We start from the raw sequence: 23,466 nt of genomic DNA, 5'->3' as shown, positions 1-23,466 counted from the left end.
ATTTTCAATGTGGAGAAGTGTTTAGTTACAACACGCTTTCATAAATGCTTAGTGAACACCTTCACTTTATTTAAAAACCTTTGCTAAAAAATTAAATATTTGTGGGTTGAGGTGGCAGGCTACTTGACTCCCATGGGATAGCGAGACAGTTGAAACCCTACACAGAGCGGTAGCGGAGGAAGCGGCTCGGTGCTCGCCTACAGGAAGCAAATAGCCAGCAACGGAAATCCATTTTCATCTTTCACAAAAATGCTATTGATTGCTTTGTTTTTCAACACTATGAAAAAGCGTGTCCAAGAAAAACGGACACGCTCTTTTTAGCTTTCACTAGACATATAAACTTCTTCAAACGGCTGGATAATGACAAAGCCTTCACCCGAAAATGCCATCTGAATGGATTCGCCACTGCCACGACCGATAAATGTACGGAAGCTGATATCTGTTTTAAACTCAGGTGTTAAATTTCCTGACCATGCAACGGTAGCATGTGGATCAGTATAAACTGTTTCACCTGGTTTCACTAATAATGTCAATGGTTCAAAATGTGTTGTAATGGCCACTTTCCCTGTTCCTTGTAGTGTCACATTGAATAGACCACCTGACATGATGCCAGCCATTTTACGCATTAAGCGTATATCCCATTCAATACTAGGCTCAAAGGCAAGTAAATCATTTCCGTTTACACAAATACTATCATTTTTCAAATCAAAAACCGTTACTTTCTTTCCTTGGTCTGCTAAATAAAGTCTTCCCTTTCCACTTGCTTTCATCAATTGCGTGCCTTCACCTGTTAAAGCCTTCTTAAACATCTTACCAAGACCATGCTCCAGCACACGCTCACGTTCAAATTTAATATCACCCGTATAGGAAATCATTGCACCCATTTTTGACCATACTTCACCGTTTAGATTCACTTCTAATACTCGTTCAGTTTCCAATTCAAAATAATCATTCTCATTGTCATCTTGCTGTGTTTTATGAACAAATTCATCTAAAGAAAATTTCCCCAAGATTCATCCCTCCTAATTACCTTATATACGTTTACTGTTGAGAAAAGATTCAAATTTTAGCGAATTGTCCCTGATTGTGCATTTCGTTACAAAATTTCTCTTTTAATAATAAAATCACTTCATTTCCAGTCATGTTATTGACATCAAATATATACTGTTATACATTAAACGAAGAAACGATAATTGTTATATAACAATCGCTGCAAAAAAATAACTATATAAGTGCCATGTGCGAAATGACACTTATATAGTTCCTGTCTCAATTGAAAGTTCACTTTATTGAGTAGCGGAGACATCTCCAACATTTTGTGCTGCTTTTAAAGCAGTTTGTTTACGTACATCTGCACGTAGTGTTAACGAAATAATTAATGAAGCTGCGATTAACCCAGCAAATACATAGAACACAGGAATATAGCTTCCGTAAGCATTTTTAATTGTACTTACTAACAACGGTCCGAAAATACCACCTAATGACCAAGTTGTTAATAAATAGCCATGAATAACGCCAAGTTGCTTTGTACCAAATAGATCACTAGCAAATGCAGGTAAATTCGAGAATCCACCACCGTAGCAACTAACAACTAAGAAAATAAGTGCTTGGAAAATAATTACGTTTGTTGTATGTGGTAGGACAATAAATGTAATTAATTGTGCTGTAAAGAAAATAACAAAAACGTTTGAACGACCAATATAATCAGACACAGCGGCCCAAATTAAACGACCACCACCATTAAATAGCCCCATTATTCCTACCATTGCAGCAGCACCAGCAACTGATAGACCAACAATCTCCTGTGCCATCGGAGAGGCAACAGATATCATCATAATCCCCGCAGTTACATTGACTAAATGCATGGACCATAGCATCCAGAAATGCTTTGTTTTGACAGCCTCACGCGCTGACATCACTGCTAAATCTTTCTTTACTACTTCTTTGCCTTTATCGGCAGCTGCCTTCATATTCGCTGGCATATAACCAGGCTTAGGCGGCGCTATATATGAAGCCCCTAAAATCATTAACGTGAAATAACTTGCCCCTAAAATAAAATACGTTGTAGAAATGCCAACTGCCTCCATTAAGTTGGCTGCGACTGGCGCTGTAATTAATGCACCAGATCCAAATCCAAGTACGGCCATACCTGTTGCTAGACCACGGCGATCTGGGAACCATTTTACAAGTGTTGATACAGGGGCTATATAACCAATCCCCATACCTAACCCACTAAGAACACCATATGTTAACCAGTACATGACAACAGAATCCATTGAAATCGCTACACCCGCACCAGCTTGTCCTGCTCCAAATAAGACAGCTGCTACCATCGCCGATTTACGTGGCCCCATTTTTTCTACTAAGCTACCAAATAATGCGGCAGAGAAACCTGCAAGCCCCATCATAATGGTAAAGGCAACCGTTACCTTTGTTTCACTCCATCCCATTTCTGTGACAATCGGTAGCTTATATACACTGTATGCATAGGCTCCACCGATTGAAAGGTGAATAGCGATTGCAGATAATGCAATTAACCATCTATTTTTATTCATAAATTCTCATTTCTCCCCTCTTTTGCTACCTGTGAAAATTCTATGAACGTCCATGTAAAACAATTTACCACTTAGAATTATTCAAATGCAAGATGTTTTTCTAAAAAATATTATTTCTCCAAAAAGTATTTTGTTTTTTTATCAATGATTTTTATCACATAAACCTTACAGTCTCTAAGTATAAATTCGTTTTTCCTACAAAAAACATGACAGCTTTTAGCTAATATTACTTTTCTACCCTATTATACTAGGTATCATTAATTATATTAATATAATTATTTTTGTGCATAACTTCACATTCTGATGTTGTATACGTCTTATTTTACCAACAATATTTTTATGCTCATTTCTCTAAAAAGGAAGCAGATCAAATTAATGAATAATAGAAATTTTTAGAACAAAAGAGAATTTCACCATATAAATGTACGAAATTTTAATTTTTAGAAGTAGCAATAAAAATTAAAAATCAATTCTGTTTTTACTTAAACTTTCAAAAAAATAATTTATTGACAATACAGAGTATGCATATTTTATAAATAGCTTTCAATCGCTCCCTATTTTTATTATTCAAATATACATTTTTATTTCAGGAAATTGAATATTAATGGCAACTAAACAAAATCAATTGCTTCTTATAGAATACAAATAATCTGGAACAAGACGATTTTCGAAGTCATATTGTTTTTGTAAAAAAATAAAACAAGCGCTACAAAAAAACAGCATGTTAGAAGCTACCTCTAACATACTGTACAGAAAAATACATTTTTTAATTTGTTTTTCCTTTCATAAAAAGCATAACTTTTATTTCTTTATAATAAATACATAGCAAAATCCCTAGTAAAATCAGTAAGGAGCCATAAATTTGGACACTGGTAGGAAATTGCTTTAAAAAAATCGCACTCAACAGCATGGCAATAGCTGGCTCAAAATTCAATAACAGCGAAGCATTCGTCGAGCCTATTTCCTTCATTTTTTGATTCCACATTAAATTACTAACCCCATGAATAACGATTGCTGATAAAACTAGCAAAATCCAATAGGGGTATGTTACTTGCCAATTTGTTTGCGGCAATATAGTAAAAGAAAATGGTATAAGCATCAGTAAGCCAATTAGATTTGTATAAAAGGTGATGGACTGAGCTGACATTTTTAGACTAAGATGATTCACAATAATAAGGAATAAGGAAAAGCTTAGCATTGTAATTAAACTTAGCACCTCTCCCTTACCAATAGAAATGGTGATGAGAGCTCCTTTTGTAATGATGAGACCCACTCCTACAAATGAAATGATCGCACCTAGCCAAAATATGCCGTTCCGTGATTCATGATAAATCAATTTATTCAATAATGATGTGACAATCGGTGCACAGGCTAATATTAAAGCCGCAGTGATAGGAGAAGTATGCTGAAGGCTGGCATAAAAACTATAGTGATTAATGGAAACGCCCAGTATTCCTGCAATGACCAACAATAGTAAATTCTTGCGCGTAAATATTGTTCGGGTAATAGCTTTCCAACTAATACATCCCAAAAATAAAACAATGATAATTAGCCTAAAAATGGCGACTGTTATAGGAGCCCAGTGTTCAATTAAAATCGAGCCAATAATGAAGTTACTGGCCCAAAAAAATACACAGCTAAATAAAATCATATAGATAGTTAATTGCTTCATATTAATCGTACCTGCATGTAAAGAGACTTCTACATAAGTTCTGGGTCAACTATTAAAAATCTACTTCCCTTTCCTTTATTAATCTTTTCTATTAAAACATAAGTATAGCAAACTAGAAGATTTCTAGTTTGCTATCATATCTAAATAAGGGGGATTTAGATTTATACTTAGTTGATAAACTTACCATTTGACATAACCACACGGTTAGATGGTTTACGTGCAATGACCTCAGCACTTGATACTGCGTCAAAGAATACAAAGCTTGCTTCGTCTTTCACATTCGGCCAAACCTTCTGACCATTTGCATCTAATGGTGTTACACCATTTGTAATATATTTTAATGTTTGTCGAATAGAGCGTTCATCTAGCTTACGAGAAATATCAGCAAAAGTAGTCGCTTTTTCTAAAATATCTCCAGAGCCATTAGGACTCCAAGAATCATAAAAGCCATCGCACCCAAAGTGGACATCTACTCCGTGCTCTGTTAGTAAATCAATTGGTGGAATTAAACGTCTTAAATCGAATGGCACAGTAGACATAATTTTCACTTGCTGTTGTGCGAGACGATCAGCTATTTTATGCTGTTCCATAACGGATACATCCCCAAGTGAAAATGCATGACTAATCGCCGTTCTACCTTGATATTGTGCATCCTCAACGATATCTATCCATTTATCGATTGTATAATACCCAACATGACCACCATCATGGAGGTGAATATCAACATCTACATTAAACTCCTGTGCGATATCCATCACTTCATAAAGAGAAGGCTCAATTGAATTATCAATCCCTGCTGGATCTAAGCCGCCAATCATCGTTGCCCCATTGCGTAAGGCTTCACGCAATAATTTAGGGACATCATCTCTTAGTAAGCCATGCTGTGGGAAGGCAATGACTTCTGACGTCACAACATCTTTATATTCATCCAATGCCGCTAGTACACCTTCTAAATTTTTCAAGCCAATGTAAGGATCAATATTAACATGGGTACGAATATGGTTGGCGCCATTCTTAACGATTTTCTCAATCATTGCAGCTGCACGTTGTTTACCTGTTGTAGCAAGAACGGATAACTCTTGTGCTTCACGATCAAGTCGTTCCTTTAAATTTTTTACGGGTACACAAGCCTTCCATGGTAAAGTTAAGTATGTTTTATCTAAATGATTATGCATTTCCTTAAAGGCAGGTAATAGCAGCTTCCCGTTCATATTTGTTACTTCATTTGGAGAATCGATTACCTGCGTTGCTGGTACAATTTGAGAAATATAGCCATCTGTAATTTCAAGGTTAAAAAGCTCCACTTTCGTACCAACTGTATCATTTTCTTTTACATATTCTCCTGTTTCAAGTAGAACATTTGTAAGCCAGTGCTTCATCTGAATTCTCCTTTCAACTCTCCTACTTCCTGTTGGTGAATAATTTTGCCCTGTGAAATAACAGTAGAAATTGGGCATCTTCTTGCTATAACATGAGCAGTGCTAACGCCATCTACTAACAGCATATTGGCTTTATCACCAGCTTGTGGCCAAACACGTTCTCCCGCGTCGTTCAAAGGTGTGATACCACCAGAAGCGTATTTCCAAGCACGACTTAATGAATATTCGTCGATAAAACGGAATCTCTGTGCCATCACATTTAATTTCATAATCGTATTGCCTGTACCGTATGGTGACCAATGGTCTGTTAAACTATCATGTCCTACAGAAACCTTTACACCATTGTTATAAAGATAAGGCATTGGTATTGTTGAACGATTCAGGTCTGTTGGTACAGTTGTTGTGACATCCATTTGTACAGCAGCCATCGCCTGTACTAAATCTTCTAATCGTGACTGTTCTAAATCCGCAAGTGCCATCGCATGGCTAATTGTCACTTGTCCTTCTTTTTTCGCTTGTTTCGTTAACTCGATTAGCTTATAAAATTCAAATTCACCAAGTGTGTTAGCTGTATGAATATGAATATCTATTCCTGCATTATAGTCTTGGGCAATACCCATCGTTGTGTGCAGTGATTTCTCAATATTGCGATCTACAATGGATGGGTCAACGCCCCCAACGAGCGTTGCACCCATTGCCATTGCTTCACGGATCAATTCTTCCACATTGGAGCGTAATAAGCCATGTTGTGGAAAAGCCACAATCTCATAGGTGATTTGATCTTGATATTTTTCTAATACTTGCTTTGTGATGTCAATGTGTTTTGTCCCAATTTGTGGGTCCACATTACAATGTGAACGAATATGTGTATGTCCTTGGGAAATAAGCCACCTCACCATTTCCTCTGCTCGATAAGCAGCCGTTGGTAATTGCTTTGGTAATAGCGTTCTTTCTTCTTCAATACGCGTTAATATCCCTTTAGTAATGGGTCTTGGTGCTTGCCATTCCCCACCAAAATACGTTTTATCGATATGGATATGCATTTCTCGGAAAGAAGGGACTAATAGTTGCTTTTGAGCATCCACTACTTCTACGTCTCCATCGGCCACTATATTGTTATCCACTTGTTGAACATGCCCATCTACGATTAGGACATCATAAATACCTGTACGAGTTGCAACAATATGTTCATTTTCGTGCTCATATGCTTCTTCTAATCTTACATTTTTCAGCAATAGTTTACTCATAGTTTCCTCCCAATTGGTAATTTTTATCTTTCACCAAATTCCATTATTCTACAATTTCAACGCCACCGATTATTGTGTAGTTAGATGCGTCTAACCAGAAACCTTTTACAGCATTGCTGTAGACTGCTAAATGCTCATAGTTACGAACTGGAATGTATACAGCTTCATCTAACTCTATTTGCATTGCCTTTTTGTAGATTTCATTACGTGCTTCTTGATTTGACTCAGAACGCCCTTGCTCAATTAGCTTGTCTACCTCTGGATTTGAATAGTAGAAATGGTTGCCTGGAGGTCCCATAGAAGCCGTGTGGAATAGATTAAATTGGTTATAATCAGCATCCCCAGTAGCATTACCCCAACCACTAATAAATATTTGGTGCTGTTCTTTCGTGATTTCAGAAATAAATGCACCATACTCCATTACTTGAATTTCAACATCTAATCCAATACCTTTTAATTGAGATTGAATAACCTCAGCCATATTGATACGCTCTTTACGGTCACTTGTCAGTAATTTAACTTTTGTTCCTTCTTTAACGCCAGCTTCTTTTAGTAACTCTTTTGCCTTTACTACATCATAGTCATATGGTTTTGTTTCACTAGAATAACCAATAATTTTAGGACTCATTGCCGAATTTGCAAGTGTACCTACATTATCATAAATACCACTAATAATTGCTTCGCGGTCAACTGCATAACTAATTGCCTGACGTACTTTTACACCTGATAATAGTGCATCTTTCACATTGAAACCGATAAATTCTACTGCAAGTCCTTCGGCACGGAATAAATTCATCGTTGAAGAATTTTCTATGCGGTCAATCTCTGTTACGGGTACTTGTTCAGCGATATGTGCTTCTCCACTTTCAATCATTGCTAAACGAGTAGAGTCCTCTGGTACGACTTTAAATGTTACTTTATCTACTTTTGGTACAGTGCCCCAGTAATCTTTGTTTGTATTTAATGTAATTTCTTGACCAGATTTCCAATCCTCGAATACAAATGGACCTGTCCCTACTGGATGTGTTGCTAATTCATCAGCCGTTTCCGCAATAGCTTTCGGGCTGATCATACTACCTTCTTGACTTGCTAAAATAGATAAAAGCGGTGCATATGGTTCTTTTAACTTCAACGTGACAACATACGTATCATCTACCACTGCTTCATTAATCATTGATAATTTATCACGTTGTGGTGAACCAGTTGCAGGATCTAAAATACGATCAAATGTAGCTTTAACAGCCTCTGCATTAAAATCTGCTCCATCATGGAATTTAATGCCCTCATTTAATGTAAATGTCCAAGTGACATCATCTTTTTGCTCCCACTCTTTTGCAAGTAATGGAACAATTTTGCGATCTCTATCAAAAGCAACAAGTGTTTCATATATTTTGCCATGGATAATATTCGCTGACGGAATATCTGTAATAAAATGAGGATCAAGGCTTGTCGCATCCGATGCTCTTAAAACAACTAATTCTCCTCCTACACTTTTTGATCCCTCCTTAGAACCTTCTGAACTTTGATTACTTGCAGTTGAACATGCCTGTAAAACAAGTACGGTAATGAGTGTCATAAATAAAATCAACTTCATTTTCTTCATAAACATTTCCTCCTTATATGATTTGATCCTTACATTTCGAATTATAAAGAAATAAAATTCACTTGTTTTTTAAAATCTTTACGTGTTTTTTAAATTTTCTGACTAATACTCCATTAATCATTTACATTCTTTACGCTTTTCACTAAATTGAAAACAAATCAAATAGAAAAGGAGATTCGATATGGATAAAGTAACTACTACTATCGATCATTCTGTTTTAGTGAATGCACGCAAGGCCTCTAGAAAAAAGAATCTTGTCTCTTTCCTAAACAAAATAAAAAAAAATAAAGCGGCGGTCGCTGGGGGCATCATCATTCTTCTATATATATTGATGTTTCTTATCGGACCTATTCTAGCACCTTATGATCCTTACGACGTACAGTTAGATCAAAAATTACAAGGGCCAAGTTTAGATCATCTAATGGGCACCGATGACAAAGGACGAGATATTTTAAGTCGAATTTTATATGGTTCACGCTTATCCATTGGAGTTGGTATTTCAGCTGTGTTATTTGGTGGATCGATTGGCACATTCCTAGGACTTATCGCTGGTTATTATGGTAAATGGGTTGATTCTATTATTAGTCGAATTTTAGATATCATGCTTGCCTTTCCAGGTATTTTATTAGCTCTAGCTATTGTCAGTGCATTAGGGCCAAGTCTAATTAACGTCACAATTGCAGTAGGTTTTTTCTCTATCCCCATGTTTGCTCGTATCGTACGTGGCTCGACAATGGAAGTTAAAAAACTAGAATATATCGATGCTGTCAAAACACTCGGAGCAAATGATATGACGATTTTAATTAAACATATTTTCCCGAACATTTTATCACCGATTATTGTACAAGCATCTATGCGTTTAGCAACGGCTATTCTATCTGCGGCAGGTCTATCCTTTTTAGGATTAGGGGCACAGCCACCATCTCCTGAATGGGGTGCCATGCTATCAAACGGAAGAGATTTCTTATTTACTGCTCCTTATATGGCGCTATTCCCTGGTATTATGATTTCCATCCTTGTTTTAGGATTTAACTTATTTGGCGATGGTTTACGCGATGCGCTAGACCCAAGAATGAAAAATTAAAGGAGAGAAGACACATGACATTATTTATCATAAAACGGCTCGCTCAAATTATTCCTGTGACCCTTGGTGTAACGCTTGTTGTTTTTTTAATTATGCAAATGATCCCCGGTGATCCCGCCATTATTTTAGCAGGAGAAGGAGCTTCTCAAGAAACGGTTGAAGAATTACGTGAAAATTTAGGGCTTAATAAACCATTAGCTATCCAATATACAGATTATATTAAAAATCTTGTACAGGGAGATATGGGGCATTCGTTAAAAAATAAACAACCTGTATTTGAGGAAATTACTGCACGTTTACCAATTACAATTGAGCTAGCCTTTTATAGTATTTTAATCACTATTATTTTGGGGTTGATTGCCGGCATCATCTCAGCAATCCGTCCATATTCGTTTATGGATGTTGGACTAATGATTGTCGCCTTATTAGGGATTTCCCTACCAAGTTTTTGGTTAGGTATTTTATTGATGTATGTTTTCTCTGTACAGCTACACTGGCTTCCTGTAGCAGGTTGGGATAGTGCCAAACATATTATTCTACCAGCGGTCACACTAGGTGCTGGTGGCGCTGCAATCGTTGCGCGTATGACTCGCTCTAGTATGCTAGAGGTTGTGAACCAAGACTATATTCGAACAGCGAAGGCGAAAGGTTTAAAAGGCTATATTATCATTTTAAAACACGCACTACGCAATGCCTTAATTCCAGTTATTACAGTTGTAGGCTTACAGTTTGGTAGTTTACTTGGGGGAACAGTATTAGTAGAATCTGTGTTCGCTGTCAACGGCTTAGGACGAATGATTGTAGATGCTATTCGTACACGAGATATACCTGTTGTTCAAGGCGGCGTTCTCGTAGCCTCATTAATATTTGTTTTCATTAATCTTTTCGTAGACATATTATATCGAATTTTTAATAAACGAATGGATTTAAACTAGGGAGGGAAAAAGCGATGAAACAAAATACCGTGTTAGAAGTAAAAAATTTACAAACTTATTTTTATTCGAGTGAAGGCGTTGCCAAAGCTGTGGATGGTGTTTCCTTTATACTTCAAAAGGGAGAAACGCTAGGCATTGTTGGTGAATCTGGTTGTGGGAAATCAATGACCTCCCTATCGTTACTTCGTTTAGTACCGTCACCTCCTGGTAAAATCATCAACGGTGAGATTTTCTTAAATAATACAGATATCTTAAAATTATCAGATGAGGAATTACGCAAAATTCGAGGCAATAAAATATCAATGATTTTCCAAGAGCCTATGACAAGTCTAAATCCTGTGTTATCCGTTGGGGAGCAAATTGCTGAATCTATTCGCTTACACCAAGGTTTATCACGTAAAGAGGCATGGCAAAAGGCCGTCGATATGATCCGTCTAGTGGGAATTCCTGCACCAGAAAAAAGAGCGAAGCAGGAGCCGTACCAGTTAAGCGGTGGGATGCGTCAGCGCATTATGATCGCAATGGCATTAGCGTGTACACCAGATGTTTTAATTGCAGACGAACCTACAACGGCACTTGATGTAACCATTCAGGCTCAAATTATTGAAATTATACAAAATCTGCAAAAGCAATTAGGCATGAGCATTATTTTCATTACTCACGATCTAGGTGTTGTAGCAGAAATTTGCGATAAAATTGCTGTGATGTATGCGGGGCAGATTGTAGAAGAAGGCACAACAGAAAGTCTTTTTGAAAAACCGTTCCACCCCTATACAAATGGATTAATACAATCATTACCAAAGCTCTATGAAGAGCAAGAAGAATTATCTACTATTCACGGAACTGTTCCAAGTCCATACAATTATCCGGTTGGCTGTCGTTATGCAGAACGTTGCCCATTTGCTACAGATTTATGTCATGAACAACAACCTGAGCTTATGACTGTGGAGCACGAGAAAAAAGTAAGATGCTGGATGTACAGTAAGGAATGGCAGGGAGCAACACTTATGGAGGAGATGACCATATGATAAAAGAGCAGCAAGCACAGCCACTATTACAAGTAAATAATTTAAAACAACATTTTTCCTTAAAAAAAGAAAAGCTCTTCGGTCCTCAGCAAATTGTAAAAGCTGTGGATGGTGTTTCCTTTGACATTATGCCTGGTGAAACACTTAGCATTGTTGGAGAATCTGGCTGCGGAAAATCAACGACGGGGCGTTCTATTTTAAGATTAGATGAACCTACTTCTGGAGAAGTAATGTTATTTGGTAAAAACTTAGTGAATATGAACAAAAAAGAGCTACGTGCTGCACGCAAGGACATCCAAATTATTTTCCAAGATCCGTATGCATCCCTTAACCCACGAAGAACCATTCGTAAAATGTTAACAGAGGCCATGTCTATTCAAAAAATAGTACCACCTGAACAACAAGAGGCACGCATGATTGAATTAATGTCGCTTGTTGGATTACGTCCTGAATACTTAGAGCGCTATCCACATGAATTTTCTGGTGGTCAGCGTCAACGTATCGGAATTGCAAGAGCTCTTGCAGTCAATCCTAAAATTATTATTTGTGATGAATCGGTTTCTGCGCTAGACGTTTCTATTCAAGCACAAATTTTAAATTTATTAAAGCAGCTACAACGGGATTTAGATTTAACATTTTTATTTATCTCGCACGATTTAAGTGTTGTTCGACATATTTCAGATCGTATCATAGTCATGTATCTTGGAAAGGTTGTCGAAATTGCTGATAAGCATTCCCTTTTCACACAGCCATATCATCCTTATACAAAAGCATTATTTTCTTCTATTCCAGTAATCGACAAACAACATCGCAAGGAGCGCATTATTTTAAAAGGAGACCTACCGTCACCTCTTAATCCTCCTACTGGCTGTAGCTTTCACACACGTTGTCCATTCGCCACAGAGAAATGTAAAGCAGAAGTTCCAGCATTACGAGAAATCACCGCAACACATAAGGTAGCTTGCCATTTTGCAGAAAATTTAGTTTAATGTATCTTACACTTATAAAATAAATGGAGAGATCATTATGTTACAACTAGAAACCTTCAACATATATATTCTCCTATGTGTAATTGCTCCAATTATTGGAGCTTTTCTGCTTACTTTTATATTTATTTTCGAAAAACAAATCGATAGCCTTGAGGAAGAAAAGAGAAGTTTAGAGCTCAAGCAGGATTTACAACGAGCGAATATTCTTCAGTTAAATCAGCAAATACAACCACATTTCTTTTTTAACGCATTAAATTCATTGCTAAGCCTAGCCCGCATCAATCGTAAGGAAGATTTGGTTGCGGGTATTGAGGCCTTAGCAACGTTTTTTAAATTTAAATACAATAATCATGAGGTTTTAATCACGTTAAAGAACGAGATACAATTTATGGATAGCTATTTAAATATTCAACAGTTACGCTTTGGACATCGTTTGACGATTCATAAGGATATGGATGATGAAGCTCTATCTGTACAAATACCTCCATTTATTTTGCAGACCATTATTGAAAATGCATATAAACATAGCTTTGAAAAGCATATAGGACCTGCTGAGTTATCCATTAGGATTAAAAAAATGGACAAGATCTTATTAATAGAAATAAAAAATACACAGCCCTTAGAAAAGATAGAAACTGCTATTGAACAGCTAGAAGATGAATTACAGCAAGGTTATGGTCTTGAAAATATTAGACAACGGCTTGAGCTTATTTATGGTCTCGAAAATGTTTTATTTTCGATTCAAAATAATGAACAGTTTTACACAGTTACAATTCACGTTCCCGCTTAGCCCTTCTATCAATTTGAATGTGAAAGGAGAATCTCACCATGCATATTTTAATCGCAGATGATGAGCCGTTAGAGCTAGAGCAAATGATTTATTTATTAAAACCGCATTTCCCTAATTGGACATTCCATACTGCTCAGGATGCCTCACAAGCTCTGCAATTAGCTAAAAAACACCGTATGACTATCGCCTTTTTGGATATCCAAATGCCTGGGAAAGATGGTATCACTTTAAGCAAGGAATTAAAAGAAATGTATGAAATAGACATCATTATGGTAACTGCTTATCAGACCTTCGAATATGCCCAGCAAGCATTGCGTATCGGGGTAAAAGATTATCTTACAAAACCTGTTATTGCTAGTGAATTAGATGCGATTGTGGAGAAATATAAAGTATGGAGCTCCAACCATGATGCGATTCAAAGCGCGCTTTCTTATATCCATGAAAACTATTATGAAAAGCTCGGTTTAAATATTATTGCAGAAAAGATCCATTTGAATCCAAGCTACTTAAGTCGTAAATTTTTGGAGGAGCAGTCTATTGGCATTAATGAGTATATAAATAATTACCGCCTCGAAATGGCCGTGAAGAAAATAAATGAAAACCTAGACGCAAGCATGTCTGCAATCGCGGAGAGCTGTGGATTTAATAGCCAACACTATTTTAGTGTGGCCTTTAAGAAAAAGTATAATCAATCGCCACGTCAATATAAATCCGCTAAAATGAGTAAAGGTATTTGATAGTATGTTAAAAAATTATTCATTGCTCGTACCATTTGCAAGTTTAAGCACAGCAGCAGGCGTCATCATTCTTTTAGCAAGATGGATTAACGGTAATTTATTATTGTCCTCTCCCTCAGCTCTTATTTCTTATGGCTTTATGGCAGGCATTTGTTATACATTAGCAACAGCCATTTCATTTATTGTATTGAGCTCCTTGTTAAATAAAAGGAATTACAAGCAAAACCAGCATACACAAAGCTTTTTACTCTCTACCATACAACAAAAATTGAGTGGTATGAATTTAAAAGTGATACGACTGTTTTACCTTTTGACAAGCATTGAACTTTGGTTAATTCAATTAATTAGCATTAGTGTCTTGTCTGAAATCATGTTAAATATCCCGATACCCATTACGCTTTTTTTATTTCTAACCGGTATGTTACTGTTTGATCGCATCATGTCTGTGAAAAGTATACTGTGGCTAGAAATTTTATTTATCATCGCCCTGTTTTCATTACTTATTTTTATCCCTATTTACTACTTTGTACAAAATGGAGCAAGCACCGTTTATGAAGGCATTCGTTTATACCACCCTTATTTATTTTATTTTAAAAATAGCGAAATCCTCCTGTTCTATGTCATTATTCAATTAGCCGTTTTAGGACAAGTACTTTTTGATAAATCAACATGGTATTTAATTGCATTTATCAAGCCCAAAAAAATACGTCGCAGCCTATTTTCATCAGGTGTGATTTTAGCATTATTAACATTATCCTTTACAGCTATTTTAATGATTGCTTTATACAGTGGCTCCTTTGGTCAGTTTCAAGTGCTAATTTTTACGTTCTTATATGAAGTACAGCCTGGGTTTCTGACATTCGCTTTCCTTGTCATTGTCCTGTTGGCCGTTGTGACGTCCTTACTTGTAGATATGCGTGCAACAAAACGTTTTTTTATGAAGAAAAGACCCTATTATTTTTACTTAATTGGACTTATGGTCATTTTACTTACCTTTTTCTTATCTATCGATTTAACGATTTTAGGGGTTATTTATTCTTTCGCGTTCCTGCACATTACCATACTGCCGTTTATGTTAATTCTTTTATTTACGAATCGCCGTATTCATAAACATAGTTGGTTTGTCATACTGCTATCTATCCTCATAGGAATTGGCGTTGCCCTAAGCTTCAATGCACTTTACGGATTAGCAACTAGCTTTATGATCTCTAGCATTTATCAATTAATGCTTCAGACCGATACTATAGAAAAAATGCCTGAACCCTAAAATATATGGAGGTCAGGCATTAGTCTGTAGTTAACTAAATATATGTCTTTTATGTTTTCGTCAATAATGATTAGGTAAAAAAATACATCCTAAATACCTTCTTCTGCATCTTTAAATAACACCACTCGTACGTTTGCCACAATGGTCAGAACTTCCCAAACACGCCTTACACTTTCACTTCCCTAGTTGGTTTCCTACGTTTTCATTTACACATTGGTCATAAAATTTTAAAAACTTCACACAATAAAAAAGTGTTTTGACATGAGCTTTTCTTGTTATAGAACTGTATTTATCGTATTCGTATGCCCTGTTGCATACTTTTTTTCTATTATCTATTGAATAACTAGCAAAAAAACTGTTATAGTGAGATTGTTTGTCTGACGTCTGACTAATTAAGATCTTTAGCTGTTCTTCTGAATTTAGAACATCAGGACAAACTATTACACATACTTATGGAGGAACTTATGAGATACTTAATATCCTTTTGTGGATTGTTACTTGTTTTTGCCCTAGCTTTATTAATGAGTAAAAACAAAAAAGAAATAAAATATAAATATATAGTGGTGATGTTAATCATCCAATTTTTATTGGCAGCTCTACTACTCAATACGACAATTGGTTTTGTTTTAATCAAAGGAATCACCAAAGTATTTGATCATTTATTGTCTTACGCAAATGCAGGGATATCATTTGTTTTTGGTGGATTAGCAAATGAAGGAGAGTCTCCGTTCTTCCTAGCTGTATTATTACCGATTGTCTTTATATCAGTCTTAATTGGGATTTTGCAGCATTTTAAAATTCTCCCTTTCTTCATGAAATGGATAGGATTACTGTTGAGTAAAGTAAGTGGAATGGGGAAATTGGAATCCTATAATGCTGTTGCTTCCGCAATGGTTGGACAATCGGAAGTATTCATTACAGTTAAAAAACAATTAGATAAGATTGCGCCACAGCGTATGTATACATTATGCGCATCCGCGATGTCGACCGTCTCGATGTCAGTTGTTGGCGCGTACATGACGATGATTGAACCAAAGTATGTCGTAACGGCGATTGTGTTAAACTTATTTGGTGGTTTTATAATTGTTTCCATCATTAATCCGTATACCGTAAAAGAAGAGGAAGATATCTTAACCATTGAAGATGAGCAGAAGCAAGCTTTCTTCCAAATGCTTGGTGAATATATTATGGATGGCTTTAAGGTAGCCATCATTGTTGGAGCCATGCTAATTGGTTTCGTAGCATTAATGGATTTAATCAATTCATTGTTTGATATGATTATCGGTGTTTCTTTCCAAGAAATATTAGGCTATATTTTTGCACCAATAGCTTTCCTAATGGGTATCCCATGGGCAGACGCTGTTTCAGCTGGTGGAATAATGGCCACTAAATTAGTAACGAATGAATTTGTTGCTATGATCAACCTTGGCGACGTCTCAGAGTCCATGAGTGAACGTACACTGGGCATTATTTCGGTATTCCTTGTATCCTTTGCCAACTTTTCATCCATCGGTATTATTTCCGGAGCAGTTAAAGGGTTGAATGAAAGACAAGGTAATGTCGTTGCTCGTTTTGGCTTAAAGTTATTGTACGGAGCCACACTTGTCAGTATCCTAACAGCTATTATTGTTGGATTGATTATTTAAACATCATCATTTGAACTGCACTCCGATAGTTATGGAGTGTAGTTTTTTAAATTATCCACTATAAACTCTTCACGAAAAATAAAAAATGTACATCACTAAAATTTCATTTAGTAATGTACATTTTAATTTATGTCTCTTTATTTAACGACAATATTGACAAGTTTGCTTGGAATAACGATAATTTTCACTAGGTTTTTTCCTGCCATATATTCTTGTACTTTTTCATCAGCAAGCGCTACTTTTTCGATATCCTCTTTTGAAGCATCTTTCGCTACGACGATTTTTGCACGGACTTTACCAGCCACTTGCACAGCAATCTCCACTTCATCATCCACAAGCTTCGTTTCATCGTATGTTGGCCATTGCTCGTAAGAAAGTGTTGAATCGTGGCCTAATAGCTGCCATAGCTCTTCTGCAATATGCGGCGCCATTGGTGCTAGCATTTTAACAAAGCCTTCCGCATACTCTGCTGGAATAACGTCAGCTTTATAGCAATCATTGATAAATACCATCATCTGTGAAATAGCTGTGTTAAAGCGGATACCTTCGTAATCCTCTGTCACTTTTTTCACTGTTTGGTGGTATGCTTTTTCAAGTGTTTGATCGTTAGACACTTGAATTTTTGATGAAATAGCACCATCTTCTTCATTAACAAATAGACGCCAAATACGATCTAAGAAACGACGTGCCCCGTCTAAACCATTTGTTGACCATGCAACAGATGCCTCTAGTGGTCCCATGAACATTTCATACAAACGTAATGTATCGGCACCATGTGATGAAATGATTTCATCTGGGTTTACAACATTACCTTTCGATTTAGACATTTTTTCATTACCTTCACCAAGAATCATACCTTGGTTAAATAATTTATGGAATGGCTCTTTCGTGTGAACAACACCTAGATCATAAAGAACTTTATGCCAGAAGCGAGCGTAAAGTAAGTGCAGTACTGCATGCTCCGCTCCTCCAATATAAATATCTACTGGTAACCAACGTTTTAGTAACGCTGGATCTGCAATCGCCTCTGTATTTGTAGGGTCGATATAGCGTAAGAAGTACCAGCTAGACCCAGCCCACTGTGGCATTGTATTTGTTTCACGGCGACCCTTTTTGCCTGTCTCTGGATCTACAACATTCACCCATTCAGCGATATTAGCTAATGGTGATTCACCAGTACCCGATGGACGGATATTATCTGTTTTTGGAAGCACTAATGGTAATTCTGATTCTGGAACAGGTGTGATCGTGCCATCTTCCCAATGAATCATTGGAATTGGTTCACCCCAGTAACGCTGACGTGAGAATAGCCAATCACGTAGTCGATAAGAAATTTTCTTCTCTCCAACGCCTTTTTGCTCTAACCATTCAATTGCTTTCGCAATGCCATCTTCTTTATTTAAACCATTAAGGAATTCAGAATTAATATGTTGACCATCACCTGTAAATGCTTCTTTGCTAATGTCCCCACCCTCAAGTACAGGAACGATGTCTAAACCAAATGCAGTCGCAAATTCATAGTCACGTTCATCATGTGCTGGCACCGCCATAATAGCACCTGTACCGTAAGACACTAACACATAGTCAGCAATCCAAATCGGCGCTTTTTTCCCGTTAATCGGATTCACGGCATAAGCACCTGTGAATACGCCTGTTTTTTCTTTTGCTAAATCTGTGCGCTCAAGATCCGATTTCATTTTCACTTTCTCTAAATATGCCTCAACAGCTTGACGTTGCTCAGCTGTCGTTATTTGTTCTACCAATTTATGTTCAGGCGCAAGTACACAATATGTAGCACCAAATAATGTATCTGGACGTGTTGTGAAGACCGTGAAGTTTTGATCTGAACCATCAATAGCAAATGTTACTTCTGCCCCTTCTGAACGACCAATCCAGTTGCGCTGCATATCTTTAATAGATTCTGGCCAATCAACTTCTTCTAGGTCGTCGATTAAACGATCAGCATACGCAGTAATTTTAAGCATCCATTGTTTCATTGGTCGACGTTCTACTGGATGCCCACCACGCTCTGATTTCCCATCAATTACTTCTTCGTTAGCCAATACCGTACCAAGCGCTGGACACCAGTTAACAGCTACTTCATCCACATAGGCTAAACCTTTTTTATAAAGCTGGATAAAAATCCATTGTGTCCATTTATAATACTCTGGATCCGTCGTGTTAATTTCGCGATCCCAATCATAACTGAATCCTAGCTCTTGAATTTGGCGTTTAAAAGTTGCAATATTTTTAGCTGTAAATTCTGCTGGGTCATTTCCTGTATCGAGTGCATATTGCTCAGCTGGTAAACCAAAAGCATCCCAGCCCATTGGATGTAATACATTGTAGCCTTGCATACGTTTAAAGCGTGATAAAATATCTGTCGCTGTATATCCTTCTGGATGTCCTACATGTAGTCCAGCGCCAGATGGGTATGGAAACATATCTAATGCAAAAAATTTAGGCTTCGCTGTTTCATTTTCAGTTTTGAATGTTTTGTTATTAGCCCAATATTGCTGCCACTTTTTTTCAATTTGTAGATGATTAAAACTCATTCTTTTTCCTCCTTCGATTGAATCATGTTGCTCTTCATCATAATTGACAAAATATTTAAAAAATAAAAAAACTCGTCCCTTTCTTATAGAAGGGACGAGAGAATTTGTACTCCCGCGGTACCACCCAAATTAGTGATTACACTCGGCTCAAGCTTCCTTAACGCGGAAGAAACGACACACGCTGTTTCACGCGGGCAGACTCAGAAGGCGAGTTCAACTTGCTTTCTTACTAGCTCCCACCAGCCGCTAGCTCTCTAAAAAGAACGACAAATTTACTATTCCTCATCACAGTCTTTACATGATATTGCATTTATTCTAATGGAAAGTATTGAAAAGCACAAGCCTTTGTTTACAGACTAACCCATTACTGAAGAATTAATTCCTTTTCTTCCTTAGATTTTGATAAATCCTTACATTCATGAAAAGCAAAATGCTGGCATCCGATGCATTTCTTTGTGTCCAAATAGCCGAGAGCCTTAGTAATCGCTTCTCCAGTATGCTGATAAAAATGATGCGCTCCAATCTTATCGTAAATACCATTGTGCTGAAGAGCTACTTTTAAATCACCTTGCACACCTGTTACCAGGATTTTACCACCCTGTGCTGTAAAGTTTTCAATAATATTGCTAAAATATGCTTCACCAGTGGAATCCATAAAGGGCACTTTCCCCATTCGCAATATCAAAACTCTTGGTTGCTGATGCAAAGTGCTTTCAATTTTTTGTTCAAACATTTGAGCAGCTCCAAAGAACAATGGTCCTTCAATTGTATACATGCTAATTTGCGGACAATCATGCTGCTGGTGAACGACATGGGGCTGTACCTTCCCACTTTTGTTTGAATGGTCTGGGAGTACCTTTGTCACAACAAGCTTTTCACTCATGCGTTTTGCAAATAATAGCACAGCTAATACAAGCCCTACTTCCACTGCTAATGTGAGACTTGTAAACACCGTTAATAAAAAGGTAATCAATAACACTAGCGAGTCACCCGATTTTAATTTCACAATATGTGAGAAATGGTGTCGTTCGCTCATATTCCAGGCTACAACCATCAATACAGGAGCCATACTTGCTAATGGAATATGAGACGCATATGGTGCTAATAGCAATAATGTAACTAAAACAAATACTCCGTGTATGATACCTGACATAGGCGATACTGCACCTGTTTTAATATTAGTTGCAGTCCGTGCAATAGCACCTGTAGCTGGAATCCCCCCGAACAAAGGCGTCACGATATTAGCAATTCCTTGACCAATCAGCTCTCGATTACTGTTATGCTTACTATTCGTCATCCCATCTGCAACGACTGCCGATAGTAGTGACTCTATGCCCCCTAGCATGGCGATGACAAACGCTGGTCCAATAAGCAGTTGTAGGCGTTCAAAGGTGATATCAGGTATAGCAAAATGAGGCAATGAATTCGGAATTTGCCCATAAGCTGTCGCGATCGTAGCAACATGTCCTGTAAAGAGGAAAGTGGCCACAAGTGTAGAAACAACAATACCTGCTAATGCTCCAGGAACCTTTGGAAAAAACTTCGGCGTCATCAGTATTGTCACAAAACAGATAACAGCCGTCAAAATACTATACATATTGGTCGTTCCAAGCTGCTTCATAATTTCTTGTATATTGGCAATAAAATACTCATGTCTTTTAACATTTGTTAACCCTAAAAAGTTGGCAATTTGACCTGTAAAAATAATAACTGCTATACCTGCTGTAAAGCCAACTGTTACAGGGCGAGGAATAAATTTAATTAAAGATCCTAACTTAAAAATGCCCATTAAGCAAAGCATAATCCCAGCCATTAATCCTGCAAGTAATAAATCCTCATAGCCATAGGTAATGACAATTCCTAATAAAATCGGTACAAACGCCCCAGTTGGCCCACCAATTTGATATTTCGATCCACCAAAAAGAGAAATAAGAATACCCGCAATACAGGCGGTATAAATCCCATATTCGGGTTTCACCCCCGATGCAATGGCAAAAGACATGGCAAGTGGAATAGCGACGATCCCAACTATAATTCCGGATAATAGATCCTTCTTGACGTGATGAACAGAATACCCTTCAAAGCGTCCTGTAAACAGTGACTTCATAGATAAATCTTCCCTTCGAAATAATAAGCAAAGCATAATTTTTCAACTTCTTTGATTTACTTATTGCCTTCGTCACCTTCATTGCTCGTCATTTCCTCTAATCTCGAAATGGTGTTAACTAAATGGTTATTGAAAATATCCTTTGCCACCCCAAGTAATTCACCAATCATCGGATCACTTAAAGAATAGTAGACTTTTTTACCTTCCTTCACACCATAAACGATATTTTTGGCGCGTAATACACTTAATTGCTGAGAAACAGCAGAACCCTCTTTCTCTAAGCAATCTTGAATCTCATTGACACTTTTCTGACCTTCTACAAGGAGTTCCAGTATTCTAATGCGTAACGGATGTGCTAATGCTTTAAAAAAATCCGCCTTAAATTGTTGTAAACCCTCTTCCATAAAAAACACCCTCCACATTACTACATATTCAAATATTTGAATATGTATGATTGTAAGCCTGTATCGATTATTTTTCAATAGCTTCAATAAAAAAAGAGCAAAACCAAGTGCTGATCACTCGTTTTTGCTCTCTTCCTTGCCCACTATTAATCTGCAACGATATTATTCTTTTTTAAAGGATAATCATAAGTTAAACATGGAATAATAGCCAACAGCACAACGACCACTAAAGTTAATACAAGAGGTATCATGCCAAATTGATCCACCATTATCCCACCGAATAATGGCCCAATCATCCGACCACCTGTCGCTGCACTATTGATAATGCCCTGATAGAATCCTTGTCGACCTTTTGGTGCGAGCTGATTCGCGATGGTTGGTAATGCTGGGGTATAGAACATTTCACCAAACGTTAAAACAAGCATCGCGGCTCCAAACATTTTAAAATCACTCGCAAAGGCGATGATTCCAAACGATAGGGCAATCAGAATTACACCAAATACGAGCTGACGCTTTAAATTGTTTTCCCATCTTTTCACAAGCGGTGCAATGAGTGGCTGACCTACAACTATAAGCAAACCATTTATTGTCCAAAGTAAACTATATTGCTTTAACCCTAAGCCTAAATCTTGAGTATAGGATGAAATAGTAGCACTCCATTGAGAATATGCAAGCCAACATAACACTGAGGATGCGCTAATAATTAACAAAGCATAGAATGGTGCTTTGTTAACAATTCGTTTACTTTCACTGACGACATTTTTAGGGGCAATACTGCCTGCCTCTAAACGTTTAAATGTAAATAAAGCAATAAAAAAGAATAAAATATACATGCCTAAATTCACTTTAAAAACATAATCAAATTGATAATCAGCCACTATACCCGCAAGAGCAGGGCCAACTGCAACACCAACATTCTGTGCCAAATAGATCGCATTAAAGGCTTTTCGTCCGCCCTCAGGCCATGCAGCCCCTGCTAATGCGAACATACTTGGAAAAACGATGCCCCCACTAAAGCCTAGTATCGTTAAAAACCACACATAATGTGGCCAACCATGCCAAATTGTTAAGCCTATTAATGAAGCAATCGTTAGCAGGATGCCAAACATAATCGCCTTATAGCCACCGATTCTATCAAATAAGTAACCACCTAATAGATTGCCCAATACTCCAGCAGCAGAGTTGAGCATTAAGACAAAACCAGCCATCGCTAAAGTTTTCCCTAAATAATCATGCATATATATGGCATTTAAAGGCCATAAAAAAGAGTTACCTGTTGTGTTCACAAGCATTCCAATAAGTAAAAACCAAACACGTTTTGGCATATGATGACCTCCATTATTTCGCCTCTCTAAATAGCTAGTTTATGCTGAAAACCTTAAAAGCACAAGAAAAATAATTTTACCCTTTTTACAAGTATGCCATCATACTTTAACTAAGTTTTAAAAGTCTTTTTCTTGTTTTCATT

At 37.1% G+C, this 23,466-nt stretch carries 18 protein-coding genes and 1 other annotated feature; of the genes, 8 read left to right on the top strand and 10 right to left on the bottom strand.

The window, feature by feature from the left end:
- Positions 1–317: 317 nt before the first annotated feature.
- The 6 genes from MHI34_RS13185 to MHI34_RS13160 form a co-directional block, all read right to left on the bottom strand.
- Positions 318–1,010, bottom strand: a complete 693-nt coding sequence (locus MHI34_RS13185; RefSeq protein ID WP_036118779.1) for an AIM24 family protein — start codon at positions 1,008–1,010, stop codon at positions 318–320.
- Between the two features lie 276 nt (positions 1,011–1,286).
- Positions 1,287–2,555, bottom strand: a complete 1,269-nt coding sequence (locus MHI34_RS13180) for an OFA family MFS transporter (RefSeq protein ID WP_036118777.1) — start codon at positions 2,553–2,555, stop codon at positions 1,287–1,289.
- A gap of 766 nt (positions 2,556–3,321) precedes the next feature.
- On the bottom strand, positions 3,322–4,227 hold the full coding sequence (locus MHI34_RS13175; protein WP_036118776.1) for a DMT family transporter: 906 nt from the start codon (positions 4,225–4,227) through the stop codon (positions 3,322–3,324).
- Between the two features lie 167 nt (positions 4,228–4,394).
- A complete protein-coding gene (locus tag MHI34_RS13170; protein ID WP_036118775.1) occupies positions 4,395–5,606 on the bottom strand; it encodes an amidohydrolase in 1,212 nt (403 codons plus the stop codon).
- Positions 5,603–6,853: an amidohydrolase family protein gene (locus tag MHI34_RS13165; RefSeq protein WP_342503524.1), complete on the bottom strand. Its 1,251-nt coding sequence runs from the start codon at positions 6,851–6,853 to the stop codon at positions 5,603–5,605. Before MHI34_RS13165 ends, MHI34_RS13170 begins: the two co-directional genes overlap by 4 nt.
- Before the next feature lie 43 nt (positions 6,854–6,896).
- Positions 6,897–8,456: a glutathione ABC transporter substrate-binding protein gene (locus MHI34_RS13160; protein WP_342503523.1), complete on the bottom strand. Its 1,560-nt coding sequence runs from the start codon at positions 8,454–8,456 to the stop codon at positions 6,897–6,899.
- 181 nt (positions 8,457–8,637) lie between these two features.
- Here MHI34_RS13160 and MHI34_RS13155 point away from each other — a divergent pair, with 181 nt between their 5' ends.
- The 8 genes from MHI34_RS13155 (at position 8,638) to MHI34_RS13120 (ending at position 16,932) form a co-directional block, all read left to right on the top strand.
- Positions 8,638–9,540, top strand: coding sequence for an ABC transporter permease (locus MHI34_RS13155; RefSeq protein WP_036118772.1), 903 nt, complete (start codon positions 8,638–8,640; stop codon positions 9,538–9,540).
- Positions 9,541–9,554: 14 nt separating this feature from the next.
- A complete protein-coding gene (nikB, locus tag MHI34_RS13150; protein ID WP_036118771.1) occupies positions 9,555–10,475 on the top strand; it encodes a nickel ABC transporter permease in 921 nt (306 codons plus the stop codon).
- A gap of 14 nt (positions 10,476–10,489) precedes the next feature.
- Positions 10,490–11,503, top strand: coding sequence for an ABC transporter ATP-binding protein (locus tag MHI34_RS13145; protein ID WP_342503522.1), 1,014 nt, complete (start codon positions 10,490–10,492; stop codon positions 11,501–11,503).
- Positions 11,500–12,492, top strand: a complete 993-nt coding sequence (locus MHI34_RS13140) for a dipeptide ABC transporter ATP-binding protein (RefSeq protein WP_058845053.1) — start codon at positions 11,500–11,502, stop codon at positions 12,490–12,492. The genes MHI34_RS13145 and MHI34_RS13140 overlap by 4 nt, the downstream gene beginning before the upstream one ends.
- 37 nt (positions 12,493–12,529) lie before the next feature.
- Entirely contained in the window at positions 12,530–13,282 is a 753-nt protein-coding gene (locus MHI34_RS13135; RefSeq protein ID WP_342503521.1) for a histidine kinase, read from the top strand.
- Positions 13,283–13,320: 38 nt separating this feature from the next.
- On the top strand, positions 13,321–14,019 hold the full coding sequence (locus MHI34_RS13130) for a response regulator (RefSeq protein WP_036118767.1): 699 nt from the start codon (positions 13,321–13,323) through the stop codon (positions 14,017–14,019).
- A gap of 4 nt (positions 14,020–14,023) precedes the next feature.
- Positions 14,024–15,286, top strand: a complete 1,263-nt coding sequence (locus MHI34_RS13125) for a permease (protein WP_342503520.1) — start codon at positions 14,024–14,026, stop codon at positions 15,284–15,286.
- Positions 15,287–15,750: 464 nt separating this feature from the next.
- Positions 15,751–16,932, top strand: coding sequence for a nucleoside transporter C-terminal domain-containing protein (locus tag MHI34_RS13120; RefSeq protein WP_036118765.1), 1,182 nt, complete (start codon positions 15,751–15,753; stop codon positions 16,930–16,932).
- A gap of 137 nt (positions 16,933–17,069) precedes the next feature.
- Here the strand turns inward: MHI34_RS13120 and leuS are convergent, their stop codons facing one another.
- The 4 genes from leuS to MHI34_RS13100 form a co-directional block, all read right to left on the bottom strand.
- On the bottom strand, positions 17,070–19,487 hold the full coding sequence (gene leuS, locus MHI34_RS13115) for a leucine--tRNA ligase (protein ID WP_036118764.1): 2,418 nt from the start codon (positions 19,485–19,487) through the stop codon (positions 17,070–17,072).
- A gap of 87 nt (positions 19,488–19,574) precedes the next feature.
- Positions 19,575–19,785, bottom strand: a binding site (T-box leader).
- A 66-nt stretch (positions 19,786–19,851) separates the two neighbouring features.
- Complete coding sequence (locus MHI34_RS13110) at positions 19,852–21,594, bottom strand: SulP family inorganic anion transporter (protein ID WP_089934498.1); 1,743 nt, start codon at positions 21,592–21,594, stop codon at positions 19,852–19,854.
- 56 nt (positions 21,595–21,650) lie between these two features.
- Positions 21,651–21,998, bottom strand: coding sequence for a metalloregulator ArsR/SmtB family transcription factor (locus tag MHI34_RS13105; RefSeq protein WP_036118762.1), 348 nt, complete (start codon positions 21,996–21,998; stop codon positions 21,651–21,653).
- Between the two features lie 146 nt (positions 21,999–22,144).
- Complete coding sequence (locus MHI34_RS13100; protein WP_036118761.1) at positions 22,145–23,323, bottom strand: MFS transporter; 1,179 nt, start codon at positions 23,321–23,323, stop codon at positions 22,145–22,147.
- Between the last annotated feature and the right edge of the window lie 143 nt (positions 23,324–23,466).

It is taken from the genome of Lysinibacillus sp. FSL L8-0126, from assembly GCF_038630385.1.
Lineage (GTDB): Bacteria > Bacillota > Bacilli > Bacillales_A > Planococcaceae > Lysinibacillus > Lysinibacillus fusiformis_D.
This window is presented reverse-complemented; position numbering and strand designations above follow the sequence as displayed.

Bases quoted from the DNA above. Each gene is read 5' to 3' on its own strand.
- MHI34_RS13135 (WP_342503521.1), top strand. From the start codon at position 12,530: ATGTTACAACTAGAAACCTTCAACATATATATTCTCCTATGTGTAATT.
- MHI34_RS13155 (WP_036118772.1), top strand. From the start codon at position 8,638: ATGGATAAAGTAACTACTACTATCGATCATTCTGTTTTAGTGAATGCA.
- MHI34_RS13160 (WP_342503523.1), bottom strand. From the start codon at position 8,456: ATGAAGAAAATGAAGTTGATTTTATTTATGACACTCATTACCGTACTT.
- MHI34_RS13140 (WP_058845053.1), top strand. From the start codon at position 11,500: ATGATAAAAGAGCAGCAAGCACAGCCACTATTACAAGTAAATAATTTA.
- MHI34_RS13110 (WP_089934498.1), bottom strand. From the start codon at position 21,594: ATGAAGTCACTGTTTACAGGACGCTTTGAAGGGTATTCTGTTCATCAC.
- MHI34_RS13175 (WP_036118776.1), bottom strand. From the start codon at position 4,227: ATGAAGCAATTAACTATCTATATGATTTTATTTAGCTGTGTATTTTTT.
- leuS (WP_036118764.1), bottom strand. From the start codon at position 19,487: ATGAGTTTTAATCATCTACAAATTGAAAAAAAGTGGCAGCAATATTGG.
- nikB (WP_036118771.1), top strand. From the start codon at position 9,555: ATGACATTATTTATCATAAAACGGCTCGCTCAAATTATTCCTGTGACC.
- MHI34_RS13125 (WP_342503520.1), top strand. From the start codon at position 14,024: ATGTTAAAAAATTATTCATTGCTCGTACCATTTGCAAGTTTAAGCACA.
- MHI34_RS13130 (WP_036118767.1), top strand. From the start codon at position 13,321: ATGCATATTTTAATCGCAGATGATGAGCCGTTAGAGCTAGAGCAAATG.
- MHI34_RS13120 (WP_036118765.1), top strand. From the start codon at position 15,751: ATGAGATACTTAATATCCTTTTGTGGATTGTTACTTGTTTTTGCCCTA.
- MHI34_RS13180 (WP_036118777.1), bottom strand. From the start codon at position 2,555: ATGAATAAAAATAGATGGTTAATTGCATTATCTGCAATCGCTATTCAC.
- MHI34_RS13170 (WP_036118775.1), bottom strand. From the start codon at position 5,606: ATGAAGCACTGGCTTACAAATGTTCTACTTGAAACAGGAGAATATGTA.
- MHI34_RS13165 (WP_342503524.1), bottom strand. From the start codon at position 6,853: ATGAGTAAACTATTGCTGAAAAATGTAAGATTAGAAGAAGCATATGAG.
- MHI34_RS13105 (WP_036118762.1), bottom strand. From the start codon at position 21,998: ATGGAAGAGGGTTTACAACAATTTAAGGCGGATTTTTTTAAAGCATTA.
- MHI34_RS13145 (WP_342503522.1), top strand. From the start codon at position 10,490: ATGAAACAAAATACCGTGTTAGAAGTAAAAAATTTACAAACTTATTTT.
- MHI34_RS13100 (WP_036118761.1), bottom strand. From the start codon at position 23,323: ATGCCAAAACGTGTTTGGTTTTTACTTATTGGAATGCTTGTGAACACA.